Consider the following 15,873-nt stretch of genomic DNA (forward strand, 5'->3'; position numbering starts at 1 on the left):
CGGATATGAAACATCACACAACGAAGAAAGATCCTGGTTAAAATCCGTACACCTCGTGACCGACGATCACGACTGTGGGGGGACGGAGCACGAATGACCGAGCGCGAGACGGCTCCGCCGGAGATCAACACCGGCGTGCCGAGCGTCGCACGGGTCTATGACCACTTTCTCGGCGGCAAGGACAACTTCGCCGCCGACCGCGCGGTCGTCGCTGAGGTGATCAGGGCGATGCCGCCCGGATGGCGCCCTTCGACGAGCGCGCTGGACAACCGGGCGTTCCTGCGCCGGGCGGTCCGGTACCTGGTTCGGGTGGCGGGCGTGCGGCAGTTCCTGGACATCGGTTCGGGCCTGCCGACGCAGGGCAACGTCCACCAGGTCGCCCAGGCGGCGCACCCCGACTGCCGTGTGGTCTATGTGGACAACGATCCGATCGTGCTCGTCCATGCCAGGGCGCTGCTGGCCCGCGATCCCGGTACCACGGTCATCACCGCCGACATCCGGCGTCCCACCGAGATCCTGGACAATCCGGTCGTCCGCGGCTTCATCGACTTCCAGCAGCCGGTGGGGCTGCTGCTGGTGGGCATCCTGCACCACATCCACGACCACGAGGACCCGGGCGGCATCGCCCGCCGCCTGGTGGCGGGCGTGCCGCCGGACAGCTACCTGGCCATCTCCCACTTCCGCGATCCGGGGCCCGAGCATCCGGAGGAGTCCGAGCTGGCCGCCCGGCGCGAGCAGATCTTCACCGAGCGGCTGGGCGTGGGCCGGTGGCGCACCCAGGAGGAGATCGTCTCCTTCTTCGGCGACCTGGAGCTGGTCGAGCCCGGCGTGGTGCCGCTCCAGGAGTGGCGGCCCGATCCGGGCGACCTCATCGAAAAGCACGAGATCTACCACACGTTCGTCGGCGGGGTGGGCCGCAAGCGCTGAGGCCGGGGCGGTGGGGGTCAGCCCGCGATCCGGCCCTCACCGTCCTCGCGGCGGACCTCGCCGGGGCTCTTGTCGGGTTTGAGCCCGCGCCAGGCCGGGTGGCGCATCATGCCGTCGCCGGTCCACTCACCGAACCGCACCTCGCCGACGAGCACCGGCTCCACCCACTGCGCCTCGCGGGCGTGCTCGCGCGGTACCGGCCCGTCGAACGGCGGGTCGTCGCGGCGCAGCGGGGCCAGCCGCCCGGCGAGGTCGCGCAGCGCCGCCTCGGTGAACCCGGTGCCGACGTGCCCGGCGAACACCAGCCGGCCCTGCGCGTCGGGTACGCCGAGCAGCAGCGACCCGATCGTCCCGGACCGCCGTCCCGCCCCCGGCTTCCAGCCTCCGATGATCACTTCCTGGGTGCGGAGGTTCTTCACCTTCGTCCATTCGGCGGTGCGCCTGCCCGGCCGGTACGGCGAGTCCAGCCGCTTGGCCACGACCCCCTCCAGCCGCCACTCCTTGCTCAGCTCCACCGCCCTCGTCCCGGCCCCCGCGCCGGAGAACCACGCGGGCACCTGCCAGCGCGCGCCCGGTGTCACGATGTTCTCCAGGAGTTCGCGCCGCCCGGTGTACGGCAGGCCGACCACCGCCTCGGCGTTCACGTGCAGCACGTCGAACAGCAGGTACGTCACCGGCACCGCGCCGACCAGCTCCGCGACGCGGGCGGGCCTGCGCTGGTGCATGCGCGGCTGCAACGCCTCGAAGGACGGCCGCCCCTCGTCGTCGAACGCGACGATCTCGCCGTCCAGCACGAGATCGCGCCCGCCCACCGCCCCGGCCATCATCGCCAGCTCGGGGTAGGCGGCCGTGACGTCCTTGGCGTTGCGCGAGACCAGCTTGACCGCGCCGCCCTGCACGTACGCCAGCGCCCGCACGCCGTCCCACTTCATCTCGAACCCGAAGCGGTCCTCGGCCGCCGCCTCCGGCAGGCTCCCGAGCATCGCCATCATCGGCGCATACGCTGGCAAACCAGTCACACGGTGATAAATACCCAGGTAGCCCCACTTGGCCCCCGCGTCGGGTCCGGCCACCCGGACCTCCGCCACATCACCCGTCCCGCCCGGCCGGTCCTGAATCAACGGGTAAAAAGAGGACCTTTTCCAGCCGCCAATTCCACGCTCCCGGATATATCGCCGAACCCTCGCGCACGGCCCGGCGGGAGTGACATGCTGAAGACATGCGAGGCGGCTACCGGGAAAAATGCAATGACGAAATGCCCACATTGCAGTGAATCGGCCGATCAGGCCGGTCCACCTGCTCGACTCTGCGAGGTCCCATGCCATCAGCGGAGGAAGTCCTTGCGTCCCTGATCCGGGACAAAAGAGCCGGACGAATACTGGCGGAAGCACTCGAAACAATTCCAGACGGAGAGTTCACGAACGCGCCGAGTGACGAGTCTGTCCAGAATGCGGTGAAGCTCAGCGCCCAGATGATTCGCCGGGTTTACCCCGACTCCTACGGCGACGCCCTGCCCGGCCTGCACCTGATCGCCGAGCACGAGATCGCCCCTCAGGAGATGGCCACCCGCTACCGCTACGCGCTGGCCCGCGACGGCATCCGCACCTGGGGCGACCTCGCGGACTGCGACGAGATCCGGCTCCTCGACATCCACATGTTCGGGTCCACCTGCCTGGCCGCCGTGGTCGAGGCCGCCGTGTGGCGCATGGCCGTGATCGCCCTGGACGGCTCCAACCAGTTCACCGGACCGGCCGCGACGCCGTCCGCGCCACCGGAGTGGATCGCGCTGCCGCTGCGTCCGCTGGTCGCCTGGGCGGTCGCCGAGCGCGGCGCGACCACCCTCGACGACCTCCTCGTCCTCTCCCCCGCCCTCGGCCCGCTGCCGGCCGGGATCACCAGCCAGTGGCGGCAGGCCAACGCGGTCAACCTGCGCGCCTTCGTCGGGGCCGCCGCCGACCCGCCCGACCTCGCCGTACTCCTGCGCGCCCTGCTCACCGAGGTGGACGGCCGGCGCGAGCTGATCTTGACCCAGCGCACCTTCGCCGCCCGGCCGCAGACCTACCAGGCCCTGGGCAGGCGGCTCGGGGTCAGCGCGGGCCGGGTCAGGCAGTTGGAGGAGTCGGCGCTCAGCCGGCTCGGCTACGCCGTCGCCACCCCGCGCTACACGCCGCTGCGGTGGCATCTCGACGAACGCCTGCGCCAGGCGCGCACCCTCGGCCGGCCCGCCGACACGACGCTGACCGACCCGGACCCGGTGCTCGCCAGGCTGCTCTCCTGGCTGTGCGAGACGCACGCGGACGCACACGCCTACTCCCCCAACCACCTGCCCTGACCCCGCTACAGCGCGAGCAGCGCGCGCACCGGCATGCGGGGGTCGGACAGCGGCCGGACGGCGATGCGGATCAGCGCCAGCGCGTTGTCATCGCCCGCGATGCGGTTGACGCTCAGCCCGCCACAGGACAGGCAGTGATGGATGATCAGCCACTCCCCGTCCGGCCTGGCCGTGACGCTCAGCGCCGCCATCCGGCCGCCGCAGCCCGCCCGCCGGTCGCCGGGCACCCGCTCGTCGAGGTGCCGGCTGGTCAGGCAGTTCGGGCAGTGGTTGCGATGGGCGGTGCCCGGCGCGGCCAGCGGCACGTCCAGCCGGCAGCCCACGCAGCGAAAGGCGTCGCCGCCCACGTCGCGGACATCCGCCTTGCGCCGCTGCGGCCTGCGCGGACGCGGTTTGCCCCGGGACCTCTCGCGCTTCACAGGTCACCGAACGCTTCCAGCGGGAACGGCGGCTGGGCCAGCGGCCGTACCGCCATCCGCATCAGGATGAGCTGGTTGTCATCCGAGCAGATCGGGTTGGAGGTCAGCTCGCCGCAACGGGTGCAGCGGTGGATGACCATCCATCCGCCGTCGCGCAGCACCGCGATGGCGATCGGCGCCATCCGCGATCCGCACTCGGACGGCCCGCCCTCGACCCGGTCGATGACGTGCTGGGAGTAGAGGCAGCTCGGGCAGTGGTTGCGCCGGGCCCCTGCGGGCCCGACGGCGGTGACGGTCAGCCCGCAGCGCACGCAGGCGAAAGTGTCGGTGCTGACGATGGAACGAATGGATTTGGCGGACACGGTGGAAGACTCCTTGCCGAGATGGTGCGTAGGAAAGCAGCAAGGAAGCGCCGAGCGTGTCTCAGAAGGCAGGCGTGCGCGAGCCGGGATCCGGGCCGCGCTGACACGAGAGGACGGTCAGTGACGGGTTTCGCGCACGGCACGCAGAGACGCGCTTGGCGCTGACTGGCACATAAACCGTTCCCCTTCCAGGCGCGAACGCCCAACCTCCACCGGTGTGTCAGCGGACACGCTAGCAACGCCCCGCCGCCGCGCGCGATCCATTTTTCCGGCGCGTCACCGGGCGGCCGTGCCCAGGATGGCGGCGATGACCTGCTCGGTGTCGGCGAGGTCGGGAAGGATCAGGTCCGCCCCGGCGGCACGCAGCGTCTCGGCGTCGCAGGAGCCGGTCGCCACCGCCACGACCCGCGCGCCGCCCAGGCGTCCGGCGCGCACGTCGTTGGGCGTGTCGCCGATCAGCACGGTGTCGGCGGGGGTGAACGGCCCGCCGTACTTGACGGCGGCCCGCTCCTGGGCCAGCCGGACCAGCTCGGGGCGGTCCTCGTGGTCCATCCCGTAGGCCCCGACGGAGAAGTCCACGAACCGGTCCAGCCCGAAGGCGCGCAGCTTGCCGATCGCGATCGGCTCCATGTTCCCGGTCAGCACCGACTGGATCACATCGTCCCGCCCGGCGAGCGCGGTCAGCACGTCAACGGCCCCGGCGAGGATGCCGCCGTACTCGCCGAGCCCGGCCTCGTACCGCACGAACGCCTCGGCCAGCGCGCCGCCCAGCGATTCGAGCAGCGCGCCGGTGGGGTCGGTGATGCCGTGGCTGCGCAGCATCTCCGCGCTCATCGCGCGGTCGGTGCCGCCCATCGTCAGGTCGGCGGCCTCGCGCATCGGCTGGCCGGTGACGCTCAGGAACGCCTCTCCGTAGATCATGCGGCCGAACCCGCGAAGGCTGATCAGCGTGTGGTCGATATCCCATAGGACGAGTGTTTTGTCGGTCTGCACGACACGCACGCTATCCGAGCCGCCCCGGGCGGTGGTTCAGCAGCTCAGGTTGCCGCCCGGGGTGGTGCCGAGGATCTGCACGAACCGCTGGTACGCCTGGATCCGGCTCTGCACCTGCTGCGGGTTGCCGCCGTTGCACTCCATCGCCCCGTTGATGCTGCGGATGGTCTCGCCGAAGCCGCGGCCGTTCACGATGGCGTCGTGCGGCGTCATGGTGCCGGGCCCGCTCTGGGTGTTCCAGTACCAAAGCGCCGTCTTCCAGGAGACCGCCGAGTCGTTCTCCACGAGCCAGGGGTTGCGCAGCAGGTCGAGGCCGAGGGCGTCGCCCGCCGCCTTGTAGTTGTAGTTCCAGCTCAGTTGGATCGGGCCGCGTCCGTAGTAGGCGGCCTGGCCAGCCGGGCACCCGTACGGCCGGCTCGCCTCGCAGTAGTGCGGGTAGTTGGAGGTGTTCTGCTCGACGATGTGGACCAGGCCACCGGTCTCGTGGTTGACGTTGGCCAGGAAGGCCGCGGCCTCCTGCCTGCGCACGGTGTCGCTGCCGGTCTTGGCGAAGCCGGGGTACGCGCTCAGTGCGGCGGTGAGCCCGGCGTAGGTGTAGAACGGCCGGCGGTTCGGGAACATCTGCTCGAACTGCGCCTCGGTCACCACGAACCCGGTCGGGTCGGGCGTTTGGGTCACCGTGGGCGTGGGCGTGGGGGTCGGGGTCGGTGTGGGAGTCGGCGTCGGGCTGGGCGAGGGGCCGCCGCCGTCGCAGGTCCCGCGGTCGGCCCAGACATAGGCGTTTCCGGGCACCTCGTTCTGCGTCCACCAGCGGGCGGACCAGTTGTGGCCGCCGTGGGAGGCGATCATCCCGCCGTGGTAGACCGAGGTCGGCTGCCATGCCGCCGCGCAGACCGCCGCGGCGGCGGAGGACATGGGGGCGATGATCGCCACCACGCCGGCGACGACCGCTGCCGCGGCCACCGACGCGGTGATCCTTAGTCCGCGTATCGACACCTGACCACTCCTTCGTACGGCGCGGCCGTACCGGCGGCGCACATTCTTTTAGGAAAGTTTCCTAAAAGTCAACGCGATAGTAGTTTTCGCCGCCCGCCTCCACAAGGCCCAACCGGCCCTGCTGCCAGTGACTCCAGCGTGCCTCGACCGGGGATGCGGATGCTTTGACGGTCTCGTTCACCACAAGGAGCACCGATGAGTGATATGTCCGACAAGACGGCCCTGGTGACAGGGGCGTCCCGCGGCATCGGCCGGGCCGTCGCGCGCCGGCTGGGCGCCCAAGGAGCCCTGGTCGCGGTCCACTACGCCACCAATGAGGAGGGCGCGGCCGAGACCGTGGCCGCCGTGCGGGAGGCGGGCGGGAGCGCCTTCGCCGTACGCGCCGAGTTCGGCACCGGCGCCCGGCCCCTGGAAGCGGAGATCGGCGAACTGCTCACCGAATTGGCGCGCGGACTGGACGGCAGGACGCTGGACGTGCTGGTGAACAACGCGGGCACCTGGGTGGGCTCGTTCGAGGAGGTCACGCCGGAGGAGTTCGCGCGGGTGTTCATGGTCAACGTGACCGCGCCGTTCTTCCTGGTCCAGCGGGCGCTGCCGCTGATGAGCGACGGCGGGCGGATCGTCAACATCTCCACCGCCAGCACCAGGATCGCCCTGGCGGGCGAGGCGCCCTACGCGATGACCAAAGGCGCGGTGGAGCGAATGGGCTTCGCCCTGGCCAACGAGCTGGGCAAGCGGGGCATCACGATCAACACCGTCGCCCCCGGCCCGACCCCCACCGGCAACAACCACCACTGGCTCGGCGACCCCCGCTCCTCCGCCGCCATCGCGGGCGCCACCGCCCTCAACCGCCTCGGCCGCCCCGAAGACATCGCCGACGTCGTATCCTTCCTCACCTCTGACGACGCCCGCTGGCTCACCGCCAACCTCATCGACGCCAGCGGCGGAATCTGGCTCGGCCCCAAACTCTGACCCACCCCGGACAGCCGCCGATATCCCCTCACCGATCCCCAGGGGTCAGACGACCGTGGGATATCGGAGTTCAGAGACCACGAACACCACCCCAAAGATCACACCACCCGCGACAAGACGACCTCACACACCCGCGAGACGGGGACTGCAGGCCGCCGCCTTACTCACTACCTCCCCCAAAGCCTCCCCCACCACCTATGGACAGATGGGAGGGGAGGCTCAGGAGATGGGCTACCAGTCGCCGTCGGACTCTTCGTCGTCGGACTCGAAGATCTCTTCGGCGACCTCGGCGGCGACCAGGCCGCCCGCCAGGCCGACGGCGCCTGCGGCGGCGACCGTGCCGAGGCCGGGGCCGCCGTGGTGGTGGTCGTGGTGCTCGTAGTGGCCGGTGTGGCCGGCGTATTGGGACAGGGTGTTGAGCCAGGCGTCGATCTCGGTGGGCCAGTCGCGGTGGAGGGCCTCGTCGTGGGTGGTCTGGAGGCGGGCGATGGCGTCGCCGCCGAGGCCGCCCGCGCGGCGGTCGGCCTCAAGGACGATCTGCAGGCCCTCGGGCGAGGTGACGAAGGTCAGTTCGACCTCGTTGACCCGCCAGGCGTGCCCGCCGTGCGGGTGGAGCTCGATCTCCTGGTAGAAGGGGAGGTCCTGGTGCGCGCCGTAGATGTGGCCCATCTCCAGGTCGGCGGACCGCACCGTGAAGCCCAGTGCCGCGAACGCCGCGAGGACCCGTTCCTGGGAGGGCAGCGGCTCGACCGCGAACATGTCGAGGTCGCCCTTGTCCACGGCCTTGGCGATGGCCAGCTCGGTACGCACGCCCAGCGCCATCCCGGGCAGCGGGCGCCCCTGGACCTGGCTGATCGGCAGCTCCCACGGCAGCGGGATCTGGAACGGGATCGTCCGCTGCTCGCCCTTGCGCAGGGTGAACGGCTCGGCCACCCGGGCCCGATGGAACTCCGCCAGCCCCTCGTGCTCCCCTTCGGCGTGCTCGGCCTCGGCCTTGGCCACCAGGCCCAGCGTCACGTGCTCGATGTCGGCGTCGAAGTCGCCGCCCGCCAGGCGCACCTCCCCGGCCAGCACTCCGCCGGGCAGCACGCTCCGCACCGAAAGGACCGTATCCACCGAGGGCGCACCGACGCCGAAAGCGCCCATCAGCCGTTTGAAGACCACGAACTCTTCCCTCCTGATCCGCGCCGCGGCATGCGGCGACCGCTTCTGAAACGATCACCGAGCCCGTGCGGTTCCGGATGGCGGCCGGGGACTCGTCGGCCGCGCCCTCTCCCCGAATCGCGCACTATGAGTTACATTGTCAGCACGCGAAGTGAGCCCGAATCGGATCCAAGCGTAGCGGCGAGACGCCGCGAATATGACCCTTGACCCGGCAACACGAGGATGGGCCATGTTCATCGAGCACAAGGTAAGCGCGTTCGACGACGTACTCACCGCGAGCCGGGAGAATTCCCACCGGTTCGCCCATCCGGGCCTCACCGGTCGCGCGGCGCGCGGACTCGCGGTGGTGACCTGCATGGACTCCCGGATCGACCCGCTGGGCCTGCTCGGGCTCAAGCCGGGCGACGCGAAGATCCTGCGCAACGCGGGCGCGCGGGTGACCGACGACGTGCAGCGCACGCTGGTGCTGGCGGTCTACGTGCTCGGCGTCGAGCGGGTGCTGCTGATGCCGCACACCGACTGCGGGATGACCAAGGTCACCGACGGCGACGTCCACGACCTGACCGCCAGGCACGGGGTGGACACCCGCAGCCTGGAGTTCCACACCGTGCCCGACCAGATCGCCGCCCTGCGCCGCGACCTCACCCGGCTCAAGGCCAGCCCGTTCCTGCCCGATGACCTGGCCGTCTGCGGGGCGATCTACAACGTCCACACCGGCATGGTCGTGCCCGTCGGCGCCTGACCGCTAGGCTCCCCGGCATGAGGGAGCCGTCGTGGGTGGCGGCGTGGACGGGCGGGCGGCCCGCCGTGCACGTCGGCAACGTCGCGGAGTTCAACGCCGAGTACGGCGGTGTCGCCGCCGGGCCCGACCACTACTCCTGCCTCGCGGTCTTCGCCGGGCCGTGCCCGTCGGCCGTGGTGCTGCCCCGGCAGGTGGACGCGGCCTGGATCGCCGGCCTGTCGGCGGTGCTCGGCTGGGGCGAGGTGGCGGTACACGCCGGGCTGGCGCGTGACGGACGGCTGTCGGCGGCGATCGCCGCGCGGCCCGCCCTGCTGGCCGCGCTGCGCTCGGGCGAGGCCCCGGTGCTGCCGTGGGGCCGCACGGCCGCCTTCGAGCGGGTCGTGCCGTCGCCGCCGGGGGTACGCGAGGCCGTCACCACGTTCGAGTCCAAGCGCCGCGCGCACGCGCTGTTCCGCGAGCTGGCCGGTGACCACCCGGGCGTCGTGGTGCCCGGGCAGCGGCCGGCCGGCTCCCGCCGGGAGCTGCGCCGGGAGTTACGGCGCGCGCGGCGGGCGGGCCCGCCGCTGGTGGTGAAGACCGAGTACGGCGTGGGCGGTTCGGGCACGACGATCGTCAGGCCCGGCGCCGGTCGGGCCGGGCCGGCGGCGCGCGGCGAGGGCCTGCTGCTGGAGGAGTACGTGCCGGGCGAGGGCCCGTACCGCGACCCGACGTTCGACGCGGTCATCGACGCCGAGGGCGCGGTCCATCCGGTCGGCGCGGGCGCGATGGCCGTCGATGGCACCGCCTACCAGGGCGTCACCGTCGGCCCGGGGGCGCTGCCGGGGCCGCTCGCCGCGACCGCCGAGCGGTTCGGCGTCGCGGTCGGCCGGGCGCTCGCCGCCCACGGCTACCGCGGCTGGTACGACGTGGACTTCGTGACCGGCGAGACCGGCCTGCTCGCCCCCACCGAGATCAACCTGCGGCTCACCGGCCCCGCCGTGGCGTTCACCATCGCCGCCCGCCTGGACCGGCTGCGCGGCGGTCGGCACCTGGTGCGGACGCTGGACCGGCTCCCGCTGGGGGCGCGACTGCCCCCGGCGGCGCTGCGCGCGCATGTCGAAAGGCTCACCGAGGTGTGCCGGGAGCTGGGGGCGGTGCCGCTGGTCACCTGCCCGACGGCGGCGTTCGACCGGCTGCCGTACCTGGGGATGGCGCTGGCGGCGCTCGATCACGCGGCGCTCGACGCGGCCGAGCAGGCGGTGCGCTGGGCGAACCGCGCGCTCGGCGCGATGTTCACCGAAGTCGGTCCTGTAGGGAGACCGGCCTTTTGGCCACGTAGACGACGACCACGATCGCGGCCAGCATCAGCGTGATGTTGAAGACGTAGACGAGGGCGGCCTGCGCCGGCCAGTCGTTCTTGGCGGTGAGCCGGTAGAAGTTGTCCTGTGGCCACCAGGAGGCCAGCAGCCAGGTGACGGCCAGGTGCGTGAGGGTGGTCAGCACCGGCCCGCGCCGGGCCCTGAGCAGCATGTTCCGGCCGAACAACAGGAAGCCGACGCCGATTCCGAAGGCGACGCACTCGACCAGGTAGAGCCCGAAGAACAGCGACGCCCACGGCTGCGGCACCGCGGTCAGGTCGGTGGAGTAGGGCCAGAAGACGTTCGTGAGCAGGAACGCGGCGACGGCCGCGATCGGCGTGGTGATCGCGATGGCCCCGGCCGAGGTGGTCGGCTGGACCTGGTAGGTGCCGCCCTTGGCCGTGGACACCGTGCGGTACTCCTGGGCGGGCAGCGGCAGGCTCTCGTAGTCGACCTGGCCGCCGGGCGTCCGCGGCAGGCCGTCCACCAGGGCGATGACCTCGGGTAACCGCCGCTGTGGCACCAGCCTGGCCAGGAACTCGCGTAACTCCCTGGGCCGCACCCGGCCATCGGCGACGACGTAGGCGACCAGCTTGGTCTCCCACACCGCGGTCTCGACCCTGGCCACCGCGCACTCCGCCACCCGGGGGTGACTGCGCAGTTTCCGTTCGACGTCGGTGTAGTCGGTGTAGTCGCTGGACTCCTTGGGCATCCGGCATACCCCCACAGACCGGTTCAGGCGGCGCTCATCAGATGATCCCATGCCATTACCGCGATCGACAGCGATCTGGCGGATCTACCCGGTCTTCGCGACGACGCCGTTCTCGAAGGCGCGCAGCACGGCGGGGGTGACCCCGTGGCGGGGCAGGTCGCCCCGCTCGGCCGACTCCCAGCCGCTGTAGGTCAGTGCCCAGATCACCTGCTGGATCCAGGCGGCGGGGACCTGGTCGTCGAACACGCCCTGGCGCTGGCCGCTGCGGATCAGCTCGATCACGCTCGGCGCCTCGGGGTCGGGGGCCCAGGGGGCGTCCCGCATGACCTGGTTCATCCCCGGGTCGCCGAACAGGAACGCGATCCGGTCGCCCACCTCGACCATGCCCGCGATCAGCCGCCGGATGCTGCCCAGCGGCTCGGCGAAGTCGACCGCCGCGTCCTTGACCGACGCCTCGATGGCCGCCAGTGAGTCGACCACCGCGGCCCTGATCAGCTCCTCCCGGTCGGCGAAGTAGCGGTGCAGCGTGCTGCGGCCGACCTCGGCGCGCTCGGCGATGTCGGCCAGCGTGGCCGTGCGGTCGCGGGCGAGCGCCGAGGCCGCGGCCGACAGGATCGCCCGGCGGGTGCGGTTGCGGGTGCCGGACTCGGAGGCGGCGGGGCTGCTCACCGTCGAACCGTAGCACGAACGTTTGCTTTTGGGACTTCGATGTCCCATAGTGAGCGCATGAACTCCCATTCGATCCTCGCCGAAGGACTCCGCAAGCGGTACGGCGACACCTACGCCCTCGACGGGTTCGACCTCGCCGTACGCGAGGGCACCGTCTGCGGGCTGCTCGGCCCCAACGGGGCGGGGAAGACCACCGCGGTCCGGATCCTCACCACGCTGCTGCGCGCGGACGGCGGCCGGGCGTCCGTGGCCGGGTTCGACGTGGCCGCCCGGCCCGCCGAGGTGCGCTACCGCATCGGGCTGGCCGGCCAGGCCCCCGCGGTGGACGAGATCCTCACCGGCAGAGAGAACCTGGAGATGTGGGGTCGGCTGTACCACCTGGGCAGGCGGACCGCCCGGGCCAGGGCGGGCGAACTGCTGGACCGGTTCGGGCTGGGCGAGGCCGCCGACAAGCGGATCAAGCACTACTCCGGCGGCATGCGCCGCCGCCTGGACCTCGCGGCGAGCTTCATCCTGGCCCCCCGGGTGCTCTTCCTGGACGAGCCCACCACCGGCCTGGACCCGCGCAACCGCGACGAGGTGTGGCAGGCGGTGCGCACCCTGGTGGCCGCGGGCAGCACCGTGCTGCTCACCACCCAGTACCTCGACGAGGCCGACCGGCTCGCCCACCAGATAGCGGTGCTCGACCGCGGCCGGATCATCGCCGACGACTCGCCGGACGCGCTCAAGTCCATGATCGGTGGCGACCAGATCGACCTGGTGCTGCGCGAGGAGCGCGACCTTCCGGCCGCCGCCGAGATCCTGGCCGCCGTCACCGGCGCCGCGCCCACGGTGGACGCCACCGCCCGCAGGGTCACCGCCCCCGTCAGCGACCGGATCGGCGCGCTGACCGAGGCCATGCGCCGGTTGCGGGAGGCCGCCGTGGAGGTGGAGGACGTGGCGCTGCGCCGCCCGACCCTCGATGAGGTCTTCCTCAGCATCACCGGCAAGGAGGCGGCGGCGTGAGCGCGCTCATCTCCCCCGTCGTGCCGCGCACGGCGGCGCGGAAGCTGGGCTGGGTGCTGTCGGACGCGTGGGTCATCGCCAGGAGCAACCTCATCCACCTGACGCGCAACCCGGCGGGGATGGCGAGCATGCTGCTGTTCCCGATCGTCATGGTGGTGATGTTCGGCTACGTCTTCGGCAGCGCGATGACCGTCGCGGGCGGCGGCGACTACCGGGCCTTCCTGATGCCCGGCATGTTCGCCCAGACCATGGCGGTCGGGGTCACGACCACGCTGGTCGTGGTGTCCACCCAGGCCACGTACGGCGTCACCGACCGGTTCCGGTCGATGCCGGTCTCGCAGTCCGGGGTGGTACTGGGCCGGGCGCTGGCCGACATGGCCGGCTCGGCGCTGGAGCTGGCCGTGCTGATCGGCTGCGGGCTGGTCGTCGGCTGGGGGTGGCACAACGGGCCGCTGCCCGCGCTCGCGGCGGTAGGGCTGTTGCTGCTGCTGCGGTTCTCCCTGATCTGGGTCGGCATCTTCGTGGGCCTGAAGCTGAAGCCGGAGTCGGCGGGCGCGTCGTGGATGCTGATGCTGCCGCTCACGATGATCGCCAACACGTTCGCCTCGCCCGCGCAGATGCCCGGCTGGCTGGGCGCGCTCGCCGAGTGGAATCCGCTGTCGGCCACGGTCGCGGCCTGCCGGGAGCTGTTCGGCAACCCCGGCTGGAGCGGCGATTCGTGGGCCGCACAGCACTCCCTGGCGCTGGCGGTCGGCTGGCCGCTGCTGATCACGGCGGTGTTCCTGCCGCTCGCAGCCCGCACCTACCGGCGGCTGGACCGGGTTTGAGAGGCATGTAGAGAACGCCCTCCCGGCTCCGACCTCATCATGAGGCGCCCATCGGGGGCGCCGGGAAAGGAGCGTCATGGGACGGCCAGTGGTGCACTTCGAGATCATCGGCGGCGATCCGGCGCGGCTACAGGACTACTACTCCGAGCTGTTCGGGTGGGAGTTCCACAAGGGCGACGCGGCCACCGGGGAGGTCTCCGCCCCGGGCCGGTACGGCTTCGTGGACGGCGGCTCGACCGGCGGGATCAATGGCGGCGTCGGCGGCGGCCCGGGGTTCTCCGGGCGGGTGCTGTTCTATGTGGAGGTGCCCGACGTCGAGGAGGCGCTGCGCGAGGCGGAACGGCTGGGCGGCAAGCGGGTCATGGGGCCGGCGGGCGACCCGGGCACCCTCGTGGTCGGGCACTTCACCGACCCCGAGGGCCACCTCGTGGGAGTGGCCGGTACGGCGTGACACGGGCCGGGCCGTACGGTGAACGGGGAGACACTGTGAAGTACCTGATTCTGATCTACAGCGATCCGGTGACCTGGGCGCATCCGATCTTCGCCCGGCATCCGGCGTATCTGGACCTTCCGCCGCAGGAGCGGGAGGAGATCGAACGGCGTGCGCGGGAACTGTTCGCGGAGATCACCGAGTCCGGCGAGCTGGTCGCGGGGGCCGCGCTCGCCGACCCGGCGAGCACCAGGACCGCCCGCGCGCCCGGCGGCGTCCCCGCGATCACGGACGGCCCGTACCTGGAGGCCAAGGAGCACCTGGCGGGCTACTTCGTGGTGGAGTGCGCGAGCCGCGAACGCGCCGAGGAGATCGCCGCCCGGTTCCCCGACGCCAGGTTCGGCGCCGTGGAGGTCCGCCGGATCACCGACACCGCCGAAGGCCGGGTCTGACCCTGCCGGGTGCCGGGCGGTGTGCCATGGGAGGGCAAAACTCGCCTGCCGGGCGGTTGCGGCCGGGGCCCGCGGGGCAGCAATCACCCCGCGCGTCCCGGTCGGCCGGGACGTGGCGAGAGCCGTACCCGCACCACGCGGACGGGGGGAACGCCGATGTCCGCACACAGGGGCGCGCACGCGCCCGGCGACCTGGGCCGCCGCATCGCCGAGCGGCGTGCGGCCATCGGCCTGTCCCAAGCCGAGCTGGCCGAGCTGGCCGGCATCGACCCCGGCTACCTGCGGTACCTGGAGGAGAACCCGGCCAGCCCCACCGGCGAGACGCTGCTGCGGGTGGCCCGCGCGCTCGGCACCACCAGCGAGGGGCTGCTGGGCGGAGCGGCGGGCCGCCCGCCGGGCGGCGGCCGTCCTCCGGCCGCCCCCGGCCTTGAGACGCTGACCCGCGCCGAGTGCATGCGGCTGATCTCCCCAGGCGGTGTGGGCAGGGTCGCCTTCGACGACGGGACCGGCCCCATCGTGCTGCCGGTCAACTACCGCGTCCAGGACGAGGCCGTGGTCTTTCGCACCCGGTACGGCGGCGGGCTCGACAAGGAGCTGGACACCGGCCTCAGCGGGGTCGAGTTCAAGATCGCCTTCGAGGTGGACCGGATCGACGACGCCCAGCGCACCGGCTGGAGCGTGCTCATCCAAGGCCCCGCCCACCACATCACCGAGGCCGAACTCCCCGAGGTGTCCACCCTCGGCGTGGAGCCCTGGCCGGGCGGCGACCGCGAACTCTACATCCGCGTGACCTCCGACCGCGTCACCGGCCGCCGCATCGTCATCACCTGACCGCTTCCCGCGACGCGCCCACCGTCCCGTCACAGAGCTTTCCATCGCCGTTACGTCAAGAGCTATTGAATGGAATCGATGGGAGAATCGACGAATAGGCGAGATCGCCGACGGCCGGCGAGGGGGACCTGGGCGCATCTCCTCGGACGCGTTCTTCGGGTAACCGAAAGCGACCGTACGCGTTCCAGGCGCGACCACGATTCTTCGTGGCCGCACCGCCGCGCAGCACGAGATTTGTGAAGGGGACACAATATGGTAACGGACGAAGTGGGAGTCGAAGCAGCGCAGACTCTCGCCCAAGCCCTCGCCACCCATCTGGAACGCTGGTCGGAGCGCACGGGGATCAAGGTCGAGACGTGGGCGCTGCCCACGACGGACGTCGAGTCGTACATCACCCGGTCGGTGCTGGCCGCCGTCCGCGAGGCGCTGGCCAACGTCGAACGGCACAGCGGCGCCGAGACGGTCTCCGTCGCCGTGACGGTGGGCGCGACCGGGCTACGGATGACCATAAGTGACGACGGCATGGGGTCCGACGCGCCGGTGGAGGGGCGCGGCATCGACCTGATGCGGACCGCCTTCGCCAACGCGGGCGGCGACCTCGACGTCAACTTCGTGCCCGGCGGCGGAGTGACGGTCACCGGGGCGATCCCGTTCGGCCGGAGGTGACGGCAGACGCAAAGTGGTTCGCGGGCCCGCTCGTCGT

At 71.6% G+C, this 15,873-nt stretch carries 19 protein-coding genes; 11 read left to right on the plus strand and 8 right to left on the minus strand.

Annotation, left to right across the window (positions count from 1 at the left end; all coding sequences use genetic code 11):
• Positions 1 to 93 precede the first annotated feature (93 nt).
• Positions 94 to 927, plus strand: coding sequence for an SAM-dependent methyltransferase (locus ACH34R_RS35360; RefSeq protein WP_397565929.1), 834 nt, complete (start codon positions 94 to 96; stop codon positions 925 to 927).
• A 17-nt stretch (positions 928 to 944) separates the two neighbouring features.
• Here ACH34R_RS35360 and ligD read toward each other — a convergent pair whose 3' ends face one another.
• Positions 945 to 1,919 (minus strand): non-homologous end-joining DNA ligase, encoded by a 975-nt coding sequence (ligD, locus tag ACH34R_RS35365; protein WP_397565930.1) that lies wholly within the window; start codon positions 1,917 to 1,919, stop codon positions 945 to 947.
• A 479-nt stretch (positions 1,920 to 2,398) separates the two neighbouring features.
• Here ligD and ACH34R_RS35370 point away from each other — a divergent pair, with 479 nt between their 5' ends.
• The gene (locus tag ACH34R_RS35370; RefSeq protein WP_397565931.1) at positions 2,399 to 3,259 is read left to right on the plus strand and encodes a sigma factor-like helix-turn-helix DNA-binding protein; all 861 of its coding nucleotides are present in this window, start codon (positions 2,399 to 2,401) and stop codon (positions 3,257 to 3,259) included.
• A 5-nt stretch (positions 3,260 to 3,264) separates the two neighbouring features.
• Here the strand turns inward: ACH34R_RS35370 and ACH34R_RS35375 are convergent, their stop codons facing one another.
• The 4 genes from ACH34R_RS35375 to ACH34R_RS35390 form a co-directional block, all read right to left on the minus strand.
• The gene (locus tag ACH34R_RS35375) at positions 3,265 to 3,678 is read right to left on the minus strand and encodes an RNHCP domain-containing protein (RefSeq protein WP_397565932.1); all 414 of its coding nucleotides are present in this window, start codon (positions 3,676 to 3,678) and stop codon (positions 3,265 to 3,267) included.
• Positions 3,675 to 4,040 (minus strand): RNHCP domain-containing protein, encoded by a 366-nt coding sequence (locus tag ACH34R_RS35380; RefSeq protein ID WP_397565933.1) that lies wholly within the window; start codon positions 4,038 to 4,040, stop codon positions 3,675 to 3,677. The genes ACH34R_RS35375 and ACH34R_RS35380 overlap by 4 nt, the downstream gene beginning before the upstream one ends.
• 276 nt (positions 4,041 to 4,316) lie before the next feature.
• Positions 4,317 to 5,033 (minus strand): HAD family hydrolase, encoded by a 717-nt coding sequence (locus ACH34R_RS35385; protein ID WP_397565934.1) that lies wholly within the window; start codon positions 5,031 to 5,033, stop codon positions 4,317 to 4,319.
• A 36-nt stretch (positions 5,034 to 5,069) separates the two neighbouring features.
• Complete coding sequence (locus ACH34R_RS35390; RefSeq protein WP_397565935.1) at positions 5,070 to 6,029, minus strand: glycoside hydrolase family 19 protein; 960 nt, start codon at positions 6,027 to 6,029, stop codon at positions 5,070 to 5,072.
• 195 nt (positions 6,030 to 6,224) lie between these two features.
• On the opposite strand from ACH34R_RS35390, the gene ACH34R_RS35395 reads away from it, so the two are divergent.
• Positions 6,225 to 7,001, plus strand: coding sequence for an SDR family NAD(P)-dependent oxidoreductase (locus ACH34R_RS35395; protein WP_397565936.1), 777 nt, complete (start codon positions 6,225 to 6,227; stop codon positions 6,999 to 7,001).
• 231 nt (positions 7,002 to 7,232) lie between these two features.
• Here the strand turns inward: ACH34R_RS35395 and ACH34R_RS35400 are convergent, their stop codons facing one another.
• Positions 7,233 to 8,165, minus strand: coding sequence for a sporulation protein (locus ACH34R_RS35400; RefSeq protein WP_397565937.1), 933 nt, complete (start codon positions 8,163 to 8,165; stop codon positions 7,233 to 7,235).
• 229 nt (positions 8,166 to 8,394) lie between these two features.
• Between ACH34R_RS35400 and ACH34R_RS35405 the strand changes: the two genes are divergently transcribed.
• Both ACH34R_RS35405 and ACH34R_RS35410 read left to right on the plus strand, forming a co-directional pair.
• The gene (locus ACH34R_RS35405) at positions 8,395 to 8,907 is read left to right on the plus strand and encodes a beta-class carbonic anhydrase (RefSeq protein ID WP_397565938.1); all 513 of its coding nucleotides are present in this window, start codon (positions 8,395 to 8,397) and stop codon (positions 8,905 to 8,907) included.
• Between the two features lie 17 nt (positions 8,908 to 8,924).
• Positions 8,925 to 10,259, plus strand: a complete 1,335-nt coding sequence (locus ACH34R_RS35410; protein ID WP_397565940.1) for a hypothetical protein — start codon at positions 8,925 to 8,927, stop codon at positions 10,257 to 10,259.
• On the opposite strand, the gene ACH34R_RS35415 is transcribed toward ACH34R_RS35410, so the two are convergent.
• Positions 10,180 to 10,956, minus strand: a complete 777-nt coding sequence (locus tag ACH34R_RS35415) for a hypothetical protein (RefSeq protein WP_397565941.1) — start codon at positions 10,954 to 10,956, stop codon at positions 10,180 to 10,182. The genes ACH34R_RS35410 and ACH34R_RS35415 overlap by 80 nt on opposite strands.
• An 84-nt stretch (positions 10,957 to 11,040) precedes the next feature.
• Positions 11,041 to 11,625, minus strand: a complete 585-nt coding sequence (locus ACH34R_RS35420) for a TetR/AcrR family transcriptional regulator (RefSeq protein ID WP_397565942.1) — start codon at positions 11,623 to 11,625, stop codon at positions 11,041 to 11,043.
• Positions 11,626 to 11,682: 57 nt separating this feature from the next.
• Between ACH34R_RS35420 and ACH34R_RS35425 the strand changes: the two genes are divergently transcribed.
• The 6 genes from ACH34R_RS35425 (at position 11,683) to ACH34R_RS35450 (ending at position 15,836) form a co-directional block, all read left to right on the plus strand.
• Positions 11,683 to 12,630, plus strand: a complete 948-nt coding sequence (locus tag ACH34R_RS35425) for an ATP-binding cassette domain-containing protein (RefSeq protein ID WP_397565943.1) — start codon at positions 11,683 to 11,685, stop codon at positions 12,628 to 12,630.
• Positions 12,627 to 13,457, plus strand: coding sequence for an ABC transporter permease (locus ACH34R_RS35430; RefSeq protein WP_397565944.1), 831 nt, complete (start codon positions 12,627 to 12,629; stop codon positions 13,455 to 13,457). Before ACH34R_RS35425 ends, ACH34R_RS35430 begins: the two co-directional genes overlap by 4 nt.
• A 76-nt stretch (positions 13,458 to 13,533) precedes the next feature.
• The gene (locus tag ACH34R_RS35435; RefSeq protein WP_397565945.1) at positions 13,534 to 13,908 is read left to right on the plus strand and encodes a VOC family protein; all 375 of its coding nucleotides are present in this window, start codon (positions 13,534 to 13,536) and stop codon (positions 13,906 to 13,908) included.
• A 35-nt stretch (positions 13,909 to 13,943) separates the two neighbouring features.
• Complete coding sequence (locus ACH34R_RS35440) at positions 13,944 to 14,339, plus strand: YciI family protein (protein ID WP_397565946.1); 396 nt, start codon at positions 13,944 to 13,946, stop codon at positions 14,337 to 14,339.
• 156 nt (positions 14,340 to 14,495) lie between these two features.
• Positions 14,496 to 15,170 (plus strand): pyridoxamine 5'-phosphate oxidase family protein, encoded by a 675-nt coding sequence (locus ACH34R_RS35445; RefSeq protein ID WP_397565947.1) that lies wholly within the window; start codon positions 14,496 to 14,498, stop codon positions 15,168 to 15,170.
• Positions 15,171 to 15,422: 252 nt separating this feature from the next.
• On the plus strand, positions 15,423 to 15,836 hold the full coding sequence (locus tag ACH34R_RS35450; RefSeq protein WP_397565948.1) for a sensor histidine kinase: 414 nt from the start codon (positions 15,423 to 15,425) through the stop codon (positions 15,834 to 15,836).
• Positions 15,837 to 15,873 lie beyond the last annotated feature (37 nt).

This window comes from Spongiactinospora sp. 9N601 (assembly GCF_044326295.1).
GTDB classification, from domain to species: domain Bacteria; phylum Actinomycetota; class Actinomycetes; order Streptosporangiales; family Streptosporangiaceae; genus Spongiactinospora; species Spongiactinospora gelatinilytica.

Coding starts and splice junctions, on each gene's coding strand:
- ligD (WP_397565930.1), bottom strand. CDS start 1,919: ATGATGGCGATGCTCGGGAGCCTGCCGGAGGCGGCGGCCGAGGACCGC.
- ACH34R_RS35450 (WP_397565948.1), top strand. CDS start 15,423: ATGGTAACGGACGAAGTGGGAGTCGAAGCAGCGCAGACTCTCGCCCAA.
- ACH34R_RS35425 (WP_397565943.1), top strand. CDS start 11,683: ATGAACTCCCATTCGATCCTCGCCGAAGGACTCCGCAAGCGGTACGGC.
- ACH34R_RS35370 (WP_397565931.1), top strand. CDS start 2,399: ATGATTCGCCGGGTTTACCCCGACTCCTACGGCGACGCCCTGCCCGGC.
- ACH34R_RS35405 (WP_397565938.1), top strand. CDS start 8,395: ATGTTCATCGAGCACAAGGTAAGCGCGTTCGACGACGTACTCACCGCG.
- ACH34R_RS35435 (WP_397565945.1), top strand. CDS start 13,534: ATGGGACGGCCAGTGGTGCACTTCGAGATCATCGGCGGCGATCCGGCG.
- ACH34R_RS35445 (WP_397565947.1), top strand. CDS start 14,496: ATGTCCGCACACAGGGGCGCGCACGCGCCCGGCGACCTGGGCCGCCGC.
- ACH34R_RS35415 (WP_397565941.1), bottom strand. CDS start 10,956: ATGCCCAAGGAGTCCAGCGACTACACCGACTACACCGACGTCGAACGG.
- ACH34R_RS35360 (WP_397565929.1), top strand. CDS start 94: ATGACCGAGCGCGAGACGGCTCCGCCGGAGATCAACACCGGCGTGCCG.
- ACH34R_RS35410 (WP_397565940.1), top strand. CDS start 8,925: ATGAGGGAGCCGTCGTGGGTGGCGGCGTGGACGGGCGGGCGGCCCGCC.
- ACH34R_RS35395 (WP_397565936.1), top strand. CDS start 6,225: ATGAGTGATATGTCCGACAAGACGGCCCTGGTGACAGGGGCGTCCCGC.